Below are 12,005 nucleotides of genomic sequence, written 5' to 3'. Positions count from 1 at the left end.
TACCTTTCTATCAAAGCGACGAGTATTTCTTGCGCAGACGCTGGCGAATCAGCTCGGCCAAGGTGTTCATGATGAAGGTGAACATCAGCAGCACGAGGGCCGCCAGGAACAGCACGCGATAGTGGCTGCCACCGACTTCCGACTCCGGCATTTCTACCGCCACGTTGGCGGCCAGGGTGCGCATGCCTTCGAACAGGTTCATCTCCATCACCGGGGTGTTGCCGGTGGCCATGAGCACGATCATGGTCTCGCCCACCGCACGGCCCATGCCGATCATCAGCGCCGAGAAGATACCCGGGCTGGCGGTGAGGATGACCACGCGGGTCAGGGTCTGCCACGGCGTCGCACCCAGGGCCAGGGAGCCCAGGGTCAGGCTGCGCGGCACGCTGAACACGGCGTCTTCGGCAATCGAGTAGATGTTCGGGATAACCGCGAAGCCCATGGCGATGCCGACTACCAGGGCGTTGCGCTGGTCGTAGGTGATGCCCAGGTCGTTGGTGATCCACAGGCGCATGTCGCCGCCGAAGAACCAGGTCTCCAGGTAAGGGCTCATGGTCAGGGCGAACCAGCCGGTGAACAGGATCACGGGGATCAGGATCGCCGCTTCCCAGCCATCCGGCACGCGCAGGCGGATCGACTCCGGCAGGCGGCTCCAGACGAAACCGGCCAGCAGGATGCCGAACGGCATCAGTACGAACAGGCTGAACACACCCGGCAAGTGGCCTTCGAGGTACGGCGCGAGGAACAGGCCGGCGAAGAAGCCGAGGATCACCGTCGGCATCGCTTCCATCAGCTCGATCACCGGCTTGACCTTGCGGCGCATGCCAGGGGCCATGAAGTAGGCGGTGTAGATGGCGGCGGCAATGGCCAGCGGGGCGGCCAGGATCATCGCGTAGAACGCAGCCTTCAGGGTACCGAAGGTCAGCGGCGACAGGCTCAGCTTGGGCTCGAAGTCGGTGTTCGACGCAGTCGACTGCCAGACGTACTTGGGCTCGTCATAGTTCTCGTACCAGACCTTGCCCCACAGCGCGCTGAAGGAGACTTCCGGGTGCGGGTTCTTCAGGCTCAGCGGCAGCAGCTTGCCGCCTTCCTCGATGATGATGCGGTTGGCACGCGGCGACAGGGCCAGGATACCCGCGCCTTCTGCAGCCGGCTCGACCAGCAGGGTGCGGTGCGCGGTGCTGTGGAATACACCAAGCTTGCCTTCGGCGTCCAGGGCGATGAAGCCCTTGCGGCGCTCTTCGGCATCGATCTGGACGATCGGCGCGTTGCCCATCTGGAAGCTGCGGATCAACTTGAAGCGCGACTCGCCATCGGGATCGCGGGCCATGAACCACTGGTTCAAGCCACCTTTGGAGTCACCGAAGATCAGCGAGATACCGCCCACCAACTGGCCACTGGCCGTGATCTCGGCATTGCCATCTTCCAGCAGCTTGTAGCGGCCGTTGAGGCTCTTGTCACGCAGGCTGAAGACGTCGGCGGTGGCACGGCCGTTGACCACGTACAGCCATTGCTGGCGCGGGTCGACGTAAATGGCCTTGACCGGCTCGGTCATCTGCGGGAGGTCGATACGGTTCTGCTCGCTGGTGACCTCGCCGGTCATCATGTTCTCTTCGCGGGTCAGTTGGGTGACCTGCAGGTGCGAACCGGTGGAACCTGCCAGCAGCAGGGTTTCGCCGTTGACGTTGACGCTCACGTGCTCCAGAGGGCGGCCCTGGTCGTCAAGCACGAACGCGTCCTTGCCGTAGGGGTAGTCGATGCCTGGGGTGATGGTCTTCTTATTGTCCGGGTAGGTGATCTTGTAGGTGTGGTGGAACACCAGCGCCTGACCATTGGACAGACCCAGCACAACCAGCGGGCTACCCGGCTGATCGGTGCTGATGGAGCTCACCTGGGTACCGGCCGGCAGCGGCAGGTCGACGCGCTGCAGCTCGGCACCGGTCTTGGTGTCGAAGAACAGTGCCTGCCCCTTGTCGGAAACCCGCATGCCCACCAGGTTCTGCTCTTCAAGCGCGATCATCAGCGGCTTGCCGACATCCTGTTGCAGCCAGGTCGGCTCCAGGGCCTTCTTGCTGGTCAGCTCAGCGCCCTGGAACAGCGGCAGCACCACGTAGGCCAGGTAGAAGAAAATCAGGGTAATTGCCGCCAATACGGCAAGCCCGCCCACCAGTACATACCAGCGAGTCAGGCGGTCCTTGAGCGCACGCATGCGGCGCTTACGTTGCAACTCGGGCGTATTGAAGTCAATCCGCACGGGTTGGGAATTTTGGGTCATGGTGGAGTTGGCCAGATCATTCATGCGCACACCCTAGCGGTCCCGTATGACAAAAACATGACAATGCAGTGACGCAAGAAAGCCCGACGCTCAGGGGTTCTGGCTTCGGACTGAGAATTCGTGGAAGCGGCCGGGCTTAGGCACCGGCCGATTCCTCAGTTACTTACTTCTTTGCGACGTTACCAGCGTGGGACAGGCCCAGGTCAGCCAGGGTCTTGTCGACCACTTTGGCCGGCAGCGGGATGTAGCCATCCTTCACCACGACCTGCTGGCCAGCTTGCGACAGCACCAGCTTGATGAACTCGGCGTCCAGCGGGGCCAGAGGCTTGTTCGGGGCCTTGTTGACGTAGACGTACAGGAAGCGGGACAGCGGGTACTTGCCGTTCAGGGCGTTTTCTTCGTTGTCTTCGATGAACTCGCCGCCTTCTTTCTTGGCCAGGGCTACGGTCTTGACGCTAGCGGTCTTGTAGCCGATGCCCGAGTAGCCAATGCCGTTCAGCGAGGAGCTGATCGACTGCACGACCGAAGCCGAGCCAGGCTGTTCGTTGACGTTAGGCTTGAAGTCGCCTTTGCACAGGGCTTCTTCCTTGAAGTAGCCGTAGGTGCCCGATACCGAGTTACGGCCGAACAGCTGCACTGGCTTGTTGGCCAGGTCGCCGGTCACGCCCAGGTCGCCCCAGGTTTTGACATCGGCCTTGGCGCCGCACAGGCGGGTGGACGAGAAGATCGCATCGACCTGAGCCATGGTCAGCCCCTTGATCGGGTTGTCCTTGTGGACGAATACAGCCAGGGCGTCAACGGCGACCGGGATGGCGGTCGGCTTGTAGCCGTACTTCTGCTCGAAGGCCTGCAGTTCGACGTCCTTCATCTTGCGGCTCATCGGGCCCAGGTTGGCGGTGCCTTCGGTCAGCGCGGGTGGCGCGGTGGAGGAGCCGGCGGCCTGGATCTGGATGTTTACGTTCGGATATTCCTTCTTGTAGGCCTCAGCCCACAGGGTCATCAGGTTGGCGAGGGTGTCCGAACCGACGCTGGAGAGGTTGCCCGAAACACCGGTGGTCTTGGTGTAGGTCGGGATTGCTGGGTCGACAGCGGCTACCGCATTGGCGGTTGCAACGCCAGCGGCGGCGAAGGTAAGGGCCGCCATCAAACGCTTCAGTTTCATGCCTTGCTCCTAGCAGGAATATTGGGGGTGTTGGATGGATCGGGCCCAAGTATCTGCAGGCCGCATGAATACGATATGACTTCAATGTGACAATTGGATGAAAGGCCATCACCCGGTGCCGGGGATGGCCTTTTCAAGATGTTGCAGAGGCGCGGGGTAACCGCTCAGGCTCTTCGCCTACCCCAATGAGGGAGGCAATTGATGCAAGCCGATCAGCGCTTATTGGCGAACAGATAAACGCCTACGGCCAGCCCGACAGCACACAGCCCCGCCACATAATAGGCCGGCGCCATTGGGCTGACCTTCAACAGCGCGGTCACCACCATCGGCGTCAGCCCGCCGAAGATGGCGTAGGCGACGTTGTAAGAGAACGACAAGCCGCTGAAACGCACCACCGGTGGGAAGGCCTTGACCATCACATAGGGCACGGCGCCGACGATACCGACGCACAGGCCGGTCAGCGCATACAACGGGAACAGCAGGTCGGGGCGGGTCGGCAGGCTGTGGTAGAAGGTCCAGGAGCTGGCCAGCAACAGCAGGCTGCCGACGATGAACACACGCCCAGCGCCGATGCGGTCGGCCAGGCTACCGGCACCGATGCAGCCGAGGCTGAGCAGCACAATGGCCAGGCTGTTGGCCTTGAGCGAGTCGGTCGGGCTGATTTGGTAGAAGCTCTGCAGCAGCGCCGGGGTCATCAGGATCACCACCACGATGCCAGCCGACAGCAGCCAGGTCAGCAGCATCGACAAAATGATCGCGCCACGGTGATCACGCAGCACGGCACGCAGCGGCAGCTCTTCGGCCAGGGCCTTGCGCTGCTGCATCTCGGCGAACACTGGGGTTTCGTGCAGCCAGCGGCGCAGGTACACCGAGAACAGGCCGAACACACCCCCCAGCAAGAACGGTATACGCCAGGCGTAATCGGCAACTTCACCTGGGGTATAAATGCTGTTGATCAGGGTCGCGACCAGCGAGCCGAGCAAAATGCCCGAGGTCAGGCCGGCGGTCAGCGTGCCGCAGGCGTAGCCGGTATTGCGCGCTGGTACGTGCTCAGAGACGAACACCCAGGCGCCAGGCACTTCGCCACCAATCGCCGCGCCCTGAATGACGCGCATCAGCAGCAGCAAAACAGGTGCCCACAGGCCAATCTGCGCGTAGGTCGGCAGCAGGCCCATGATCAGGGTGGGCAGCGCCATCATGAAGATGCTCAGGGTGAACATCTTCTTGCGCCCGAGCAGGTCACCGAAGTGCGCCATGACGATGCCGCCCAGCGGCCGCGCCAGGTAGCCGGCGGCAAAGATGCCGAAAGTCTGCATCAAGCGCAGCCATTCCGGCATGTCGGCAGGGAAGAACAGCTTGCCGACCACCGTAGCGAAGAACACGAAGATGATGAAGTCGTAGAACTCCAGTGCACCGCCCAGGGCGGACAGTGAAAGGGTCTTGTAGTCGCTGCGGGTCAGCGGCCGTGAAGGCTGCTCGATACTGCTCGGCACGGAGGTCATCGATCTTTCTCTTGTAGGTCATGCAGGTCGCTTGGCGCGCGACTTCTGGATTGGTAGACGAGCGAAGATAGCAAATTGCCGAGGCGCGCCGAAAGCGATACAAAAACCATACAGATATTCATGAATGCGCGGTCGTCGCTGGCCGTTATGCTCTATATACTGGCAGTTCGTAGGAAAAGGTTGCTCCTAGCGTGGGATGTTGTGCGAAAACGCCGGTCTGCATGTCAGGCGGTTTCGCAGAGTTTCCCTACGGCCGCCCAGTGAAACGAAATCGGCGTAGTATGTTTCCAGCTGAATCGTTTACCCGGCCTTTGCGCCACACCAACGAAAGCGTCACGGGTCAGAGGCCCCATCGCATGATTGAGCTCGAACAAGAAGATCCAATCCCGCAAGGCGACCTGGCCTTGCAAATCACCGCACTCCCTCGTGAGACCAACGGCTTTGGTGACATCTTTGGCGGCTGGCTGGTCGCCCAGATGGATTTGGCCGGCACTGCCATGGCCAGCCGTGTCGCGGGTGGCCGTGTGGCCACGGTGGCCATCGATCGCATGGCCTTCCTGGTGCCGGTCGCCGTGGGTGCCCAGCTGTCGTTCTATACCCAGACCCTGGAAATCGGCCGCAGCTCGATCCAGATGATGGTCGAAGTGTGGAGCGACGACCCGCTGTCCAGTGAATGGCGTAAGGTGACCGAAGCGGTATTCGTCTTCGTCGCCATCGACGGCAGTGGCCGCACCCGCTCTGTGCCTCGTCGCTGAGCCACGCCGGCGGTAAACTCATTGCACGTGCCCGGGTCCAAGGCCCACAGGGCAATCAATGAGACGAGTGCAATGGCTACTTTCAAGGTCGACACCGAGCAACACGGCGAACTCAATTGCTGGCGCATCACCAGCGAGCATGCCGAACTACTGATCGCCCAGCAGGGCGCGCAGATCCTCAGCTACCAGCGTGTGGGCGAACCGCCGCTGCTGTGGCTGAGCGACCAGGCCATTTTCCGCCAGGGCAAATCCGTGCGCGCCGGGGTACCGGTGTGCTGGCCGTGGTTTGGCAACCTGCAGCGCAACCCCCAGGCTGTTCAGGCCATGTACCACGACGAGCAGGCGCCTGCCCACGGGCTGGCGCGCTCGCGAGACTGGCAGCTGCTGGGTATTGAGAAAGCGGGCAACGGCCTGCGTATCGAATTCGCACTGCCTGAAGCGCGGGGCGACCTGCCCGGCTGGCCTCAAGACGTCGAGCTGAAGCTGGTGGTGGAGCTGGATGAGGCGTTGAAGCTGAACCTGACCAGCCGCAACATGGGCAATACCCCCGTTACCATCAGCCAGGCCCTGCACAGCTACTTTGCCGTCAGCGACGTGCGCCAGGCGCGGGTCGAGGGTGTGGACGGGTTGAGCTACATCGAGACCTTGGCCGACTGGGAGCAGCGCCAGCAGCAAGGTGCGCTGGCATTTGCCGGGGAGACTGACCGGATCTACCTGGATACCCCGCAAACCCTGAGCATTGTCGACCCGCACTGGGCGCGGCGGATTACCCTGACCAGCAGTGGCTCGCGCTCGGCGGTGATTTGGAACCCTTGGACCGAGCGGGCGCGGGAGCTGCCGGACATGGCGGAAGATGGCTGGCAGCGGATGCTGTGCATCGAGACAGCGAATGTGTGGGATGACGTGGTGACGCTGAGGCCTGGGACGAGTTGCTCGCTGAGCGTCAGTATCGGCAGTGAAGCGATCTGAGCCTTGCGTTGATTTTACCGGCCTCTTCGCGGGGCAAGCCCGCTCCCACAGGATGGGAGCGGGCTTGCCCCGCGAAGAGGCCAGCACAGCCCCACTCAGAGGTCGGCGTCCTCCACCACCCTCACCTTCTGCGCATCCAGCGCATAGGCCGCATCCGCCAGGTCGTTGCTGACCTTCTCCACCTTCAACGCCCCGCTAACCCACAGCGGCGTGTAGATGTCGTCGATTTTCAGCCCCTTCGGGTAGCGCACCAGCACCAACTGGTTCGGTGGCGGTGGCGGCACGTGGATGCAGGCGCCCGGGTATGGCACCAGGAAAAATAGTGTGCTGTTGCCCTTGGCATCGCTCTCCAGCGGTACCGGGTAACCGCCCAAGCGAATCTGCTTGCCGTTCATGGCGGGCACGGTCTTGGTCGAATACATCACCGCCGGCAACCCTTTGCTCTGCTTGAGGCCGCCCTTGTCGGTGAAGGTGCCCATGGCCTCCGGCGAGTTGTGGTCGATTTCGGGCATCTGCTCAAGGGCCTTCTGGTCCGACTTGGGCATCAGCTCCAGCCAGTCGGTTTCGGGCAGCTCGGCACGGGCCAGGGTGCTGGCCAGAAGCAAGGGGATGAGAAATAAGGCACGCATGAAAATGCTCGGCAACTCGGATGAATTGCCGAGCATTCTAAACGGTATTCAGCGTTTCTTGATTAATCCGTAGATCACCAGAAGGACGACGGCACCGACCAGCGCGCCGAAGAACCCTGCGGCCTGCCCAGCCTGATAAATGCCCAGTGCCTGACCGCCGTAGGTGGCGATCAAGGAGCCGGCAATACCCAGCAGGATGGTCATGATCCAGCCCATGCTGTCGTCGCCCGGCTTGATGAAGCGGGCCAGCAGGCCAACGATGAGGCCGATGAAGATGGTTCCAATGATGCCCATGGCAATCCCTCTGCAGTGAAGATGGAACAAGCCAAAGCCTAGACGGGCTTTGGCCTGTTGCCATGTTCAGAGGGCAAGCCGCTTGCAGAAGTTCGATTTACAGCCCGATCAGTTGCTGATCAGCGCCTCTACTTCGGCAATCTTGCGCTTGAGGGTGGCCATGTCCTGGCAACGCAGGGTGGCATGGCCAACCTTGCGCCCGACCTTGAAGGCCTTGCCATAGTGGTGCAGGTGGCAGTCTTCGATAGCGACCACTTTATCCACCGCAGGTACTTCACCGATGAAGTTGAGCATGGCGCTTTCACCGACCTTGGCGGTCGAGCCCAGCGGCAGGCCGGCGACAGCGCGCAGGTGGTTCTCGAACTGGCTGCACTCGGCGCCTTCGATGGTCCAGTGCCCGGAGTTGTGCACACGCGGGGCGATTTCGTTGGCCTTGAGGCCACCGTCGACTTCGAAGAACTCGAACGCCATCACGCCGACATAGTCCAGCTGCTTCAGCACACGGCCGACGTAGTCTTCGGCCAGGCCTTGCAGCGGGTGCGCTTCGCTGGCCACCGACAGACGCAGGATGCCGCTCTCGTGGGTGTTGTGCACCAACGGATAGAAGCGGGTTTCGCCATCGCGGGCACGGACGGCCACCAGCGAGACTTCGCCGGTGAACGGCACGAAGCCTTCCAGCAGGCACGGCACGCTGCCCAGCTCGGCGAAGGTGTCGACCACGTCTTCAGCACTGCGCAGGACCTTCTGGCCCTTGCCGTCGTAGCCCAGGGTGCGGGTCTTGAGCACGGCTGGCAGGCCGATGCTGGCGACCGCGGCGTCCAGGTCTGCCTGGGAGAGGATGTCGGCAAAGGCCGGGGTCGGAATACCCAGGTCGCGGAACATGCTCTTCTCGAACAGGCGGTCGCGGGCAATACGCAGCGCTTCGGCGCTTGGGTAGACCGGGACGAACTGCGAGAGGAAGGCCACGGTTTCGGCCGGGACGCTTTCGAACTCGAAGGTCACCAGGTCGACTTCGTCGGCCAGCTGGCGCAGATGGTCCTGGTCACCGTAGTCGGCGCGCAGGTGCTCGCCCAGAGGGGCGGCGCAGGCATCTGCAGCCGGGTCGAGGAACGCGAAGTTCATGCCCAGCGGAGTACCCGCCAGGGCCAGCATGCGGCCGAGCTGGCCGCCACCGATTACACCGATCTTCATGGGGTCAGCCTCAAGCCTGGCGCGGGTCTGGATTGTCCAGCACGGTGTCGGTCTGTTCCGTGCGGAACTGCTTGAGCGCCGCGTGGTACTGCGGGTACTTGGCGCCCAGGATGCTCGCCGACAGCAATGCAGCGTTGATCGCGCCCGCCCGGCCGATGGCCAGGGTCGCGACCGGAACGCCCGCCGGCATCTGCACGATCGACAGCAGCGAATCGACACCCGACAGCATCGACGACTGCACCGGCACGCCCAGCACCGGCAGGTGGGTCTTGGCGGCGCACATGCCTGGCAGGTGGGCTGCGCCACCGGCACCGGCGATGATCACCTCGATGCCACGGCCTTCGGCCTCTTCGGCATACTGGAACAGCAGATCCGGGGTGCGGTGGGCGGAAACCACCTTCACTTCGTAGGGAATGCCGAGTTTTTCCAGCATATCGGCGGTGTGGCTAAGGGTGGACCAATCGGACTTGGAGCCCATGATCACGCCAACCAGTGCACTCATCGTCGAGCCTCTTCGCTTGTGCGCCCTTGGGCGCGTCAAAAAACAACAAGCCACGCGGGACGACCGGCGTGGCTTGTTTGCTGATCAGGACCGGAGCTATCCGGTCTAAAGGCCGCGCAGTATACCGTAACCCTGGGCGATGCTGGCACCCCCGGCGACCAACTGTCGGCCTTATTTTTCGGGGCTTTGGCTGACTTTTGGGTCAACCGCCGCCGCCCCTTCCAGCTTGCGCCACAACAAGCGCACGTTGGCCTTACGCACCAGGGCGCAGCGGTACAGGCGGATTTCCAGGGGCACGTGCCATTGGCTGCCACCGCAGATGGCCAGCTCACCCCGCTCCAGCTCGCCGCGCATCGACAGGCGTGGCACCCAGGCAATGCCCATGCCCTCCAGCGCCATGCTCTTGAGGCTGTCGGCCATGGCGGTTTCATAAACAGTGGTGTAGCGCAGGTTGCGCTGGCGCAGCAACAGGTTCACCGAACGGCCGAGGAAGGCACCGGCGGTGTAGGCCAAAAGTGGCACGCTGCCCTCGCCTTCCAGATCGAACAAGGGCTGGCCGTCGGCATCCACGGCACACACCGGCAACATTTCGGTGGTGCCCATGTGCAGCGACGGGAAGATCTCGGCATCCATCTGCAGCGCGGCATCGGGGTCATAGAAGGCCAGCATCAGGTCGCAACCGCCTTCGCGCAGGGCATGCACCGCATCACCCACGTTGGTCGCCACCAGACGGGTGGCAATGTTCAACCCGTCGTTGCGCAACTGGGCCACCCAACGTGGGAAAAACCCCGACGCCAGGGAGTGCGCCGCCGCCACTTGGATAACCTCGCCCTGGCCACCTTCGAGGTGGTGCAAATGGCGCAGAATTTCGCTCAACTGGTCGACAACGGTGCGCGCAGTGACCAGAAACAGCTGCCCGGCCTCGGTCAGTTCAATCGGGGTGCGGGAACGATTCACCAGCTGCAGGCCCAAGGCTGCTTCGAGGCTGCGAATACGTCGACTGAAGGCCGGTTGAGTGACGAAACGCCGCTCTGCCGCTTGCGAAAAACTGCGCGTGGCAGCCAGGGCGCTGAAGTCTTCCAGCCATTTGCTTTCCAGGTTCACGAAGCACATCTCCCGGCATGCACCAAAATGGAACACGCTCGAATGTCAATTGGCGTCACATGAAACACTATGCCGTTTGTGCATAGGTTAGCGTGCAACAGCATTGGCCGCAAAATCCTCTTCGGGCCTAGGATTAGCGCCATTCCGGCATGTGCCGGGTCAAATTCGAGATGATATACATCATGTCTGCCGCTGCATCGTTCCGCGTCGAAAAAGATCTGCTGGGTACCCTTGAAGTTCCTGCTGATGCCTACTACGGCATCCAGACCCTGCGCGCTGCCAACAACTTCCACCTCTCCGGTGTTCCGCTGTCGCACTACCCGAAACTGGTAGTGGGCCTGGCGATGGTCAAGCAGGCTGCTGCTGACGCCAACCGAGAGCTGGGGCACCTGAGCGATGCCAAGCACGCCGCCATCAGCGCCGCCTGCGGCCGGCTGATCAAAGGCGACTACCACGAGCAGTTCGTGGTGGACATGATTCAAGGCGGTGCTGGTACTTCTACCAACATGAACGCCAACGAAGTCATCGCCAACATCGCGCTGGAGGCCATGGGCCACCAGAAGGGTGAGTACCAGTACCTGCACCCGAACAACGACGTGAACATGGCGCAGTCGACCAACGACGCCTACCCAACTGCGATCCGCCTGGGTCTGCTGCTGGGTCATGACGCCCTGCTCGCCAGCCTCGACAGCCTGATCCAGGCCTTCGCCGCCAAAGGTAAAGAGTTCGACCACGTACTGAAGATGGGCCGTACCCAGCTGCAGGACGCCGTGCCGATGACCCTGGGCCAGGAATTCCGCGCCTTCGCCACCACCATGACCGAAGACCTCAACCGTCTGCGTTCGCTGGCGCCGGAGCTGCTGACCGAAATCAACCTGGGTGGTACTGCCATCGGTACCGGCATCAACGCCGACCCGGGCTACCAGATGCTCGCCGTACAGCGCCTGGCAACCATCAGCGGCCAGCCGCTGGTCCCGGCTGCCGACCTGATCGAAGCCACCTCCGACATGGGCGCCTTCGTGCTGTTCTCCGGCATGCTCAAGCGTACCGCGGTCAAGCTGTCGAAGATCTGCAACGACCTGCGCCTGCTGTCCAGCGGCCCGCGTACCGGCATCAACGAGATCAACCTGCCAGCGCGTCAGCCAGGCAGCTCGATCATGCCAGGCAAGGTCAACCCGGTTATCCCGGAAGCCGTCAACCAGGTGGCCTTCGCCATCATGGGCAACGACCTGGCCCTGACCGTCGCCGCCGAAGGTGGCCAGCTGCAGCTGAACGTGATGGAGCCGCTGATCGCCTACAAGATCTTCGACTCGATCCGCCTGCTCCAGCGCGCCATGGACATGCTGCGCGAGCACTGCATCGTCGGCATCACTGCCAACGAACAGCGCTGCCGTGAACTGGTCGAGCACTCGATCGGCCTGGTCACAGCCCTGAACCCTTACATCGGCTACGAAAACGCCACCCGTATCGCCCGTGTTGCTCTGGAAACAGGCCGCGGTGTGCTGGAACTGGTACGCGAAGAGAAGCTGCTGGACGAAGAGATGCTCAACGACATCCTGCGCCCAGAAAACATGATTGCACCGCGTCTGGTTCCGCTGAAGGCGTAACCGACCGCTTCAACT

General features: G+C 62.4%; 11 protein-coding genes. 3 read left to right on the top strand and 8 right to left on the bottom strand.

From position 1 onward, the window contains the following. Positions 1–10 precede the first annotated feature (10 nt). The 3 genes from HU764_RS25515 to HU764_RS25505 all read right to left on the bottom strand — a co-directional run bounded on the left by HU764_RS25515 (position 11) and on the right by HU764_RS25505 (position 4,939). A complete protein-coding gene (locus tag HU764_RS25515; RefSeq protein ID WP_085272157.1) occupies positions 11–2,299 on the bottom strand; it encodes an ABC transporter permease subunit in 2,289 nt (762 codons plus the stop codon). Between the two features lie 139 nt (positions 2,300–2,438). Beyond that, a complete protein-coding gene (locus HU764_RS25510; protein WP_027592125.1) occupies positions 2,439–3,437 on the bottom strand; it encodes a phosphate ABC transporter substrate-binding protein PstS in 999 nt (332 codons plus the stop codon). Between the two features lie 212 nt (positions 3,438–3,649). Then, positions 3,650–4,939: an MFS transporter gene (locus HU764_RS25505; protein WP_027592124.1), complete on the bottom strand. Its 1,290-nt coding sequence runs from the start codon at positions 4,937–4,939 to the stop codon at positions 3,650–3,652. Positions 4,940–5,295: 356 nt separating this feature from the next. On the opposite strand from HU764_RS25505, the gene HU764_RS25500 reads away from it, so the two are divergent. Together HU764_RS25500 and HU764_RS25495 are read left to right on the top strand one after the other, a co-directional pair. Further along, a complete protein-coding gene (locus HU764_RS25500) occupies positions 5,296–5,694 on the top strand; it encodes an acyl-CoA thioesterase (protein WP_003253317.1) in 399 nt (132 codons plus the stop codon). A 72-nt stretch (positions 5,695–5,766) separates the two neighbouring features. Then, entirely contained in the window at positions 5,767–6,663 is an 897-nt protein-coding gene (locus HU764_RS25495; protein ID WP_186703065.1) for a D-hexose-6-phosphate mutarotase, read from the top strand. 95 nt (positions 6,664–6,758) lie between these two features. Here the strand turns inward: HU764_RS25495 and HU764_RS25490 are convergent, their stop codons facing one another. The 5 genes from HU764_RS25490 to HU764_RS25470 all read right to left on the bottom strand — a co-directional run bounded on the left by HU764_RS25490 (position 6,759) and on the right by HU764_RS25470 (position 10,383). Further along, complete coding sequence (locus HU764_RS25490) at positions 6,759–7,292, bottom strand: DUF3299 domain-containing protein (RefSeq protein WP_412765760.1); 534 nt, start codon at positions 7,290–7,292, stop codon at positions 6,759–6,761. 48 nt (positions 7,293–7,340) lie between these two features. Further along, a complete protein-coding gene (locus HU764_RS25485) occupies positions 7,341–7,586 on the bottom strand; it encodes a GlsB/YeaQ/YmgE family stress response membrane protein (protein ID WP_186679369.1) in 246 nt (81 codons plus the stop codon). Positions 7,587–7,694: 108 nt separating this feature from the next. Beyond that, positions 7,695–8,777: a 5-(carboxyamino)imidazole ribonucleotide synthase gene (locus tag HU764_RS25480; protein WP_099455735.1), complete on the bottom strand. Its 1,083-nt coding sequence runs from the start codon at positions 8,775–8,777 to the stop codon at positions 7,695–7,697. 10 nt (positions 8,778–8,787) lie between these two features. Then, positions 8,788–9,279: a 5-(carboxyamino)imidazole ribonucleotide mutase gene (gene purE / locus HU764_RS25475; RefSeq protein WP_016489856.1), complete on the bottom strand. Its 492-nt coding sequence runs from the start codon at positions 9,277–9,279 to the stop codon at positions 8,788–8,790. 171 nt (positions 9,280–9,450) lie between these two features. After that, entirely contained in the window at positions 9,451–10,383 is a 933-nt protein-coding gene (locus HU764_RS25470; protein WP_172960396.1) for a LysR substrate-binding domain-containing protein, read from the bottom strand. A gap of 182 nt (positions 10,384–10,565) precedes the next feature. Here HU764_RS25470 and aspA point away from each other — a divergent pair, with 182 nt between their 5' ends. Further along, positions 10,566–11,990 (top strand): aspartate ammonia-lyase, encoded by a 1,425-nt coding sequence (aspA, locus tag HU764_RS25465; RefSeq protein ID WP_027592118.1) that lies wholly within the window; start codon positions 10,566–10,568, stop codon positions 11,988–11,990. Positions 11,991–12,005: the final 15 nt, after the last annotated feature.

It is taken from the genome of Pseudomonas kermanshahensis (genome assembly GCF_014269205.2).
Lineage (GTDB): Bacteria > Pseudomonadota > Gammaproteobacteria > Pseudomonadales > Pseudomonadaceae > Aquipseudomonas > Aquipseudomonas kermanshahensis.
Note: the sequence above shows the minus strand (reverse complement) of the source record. Positions and strands in the feature narration are given on the sequence as shown.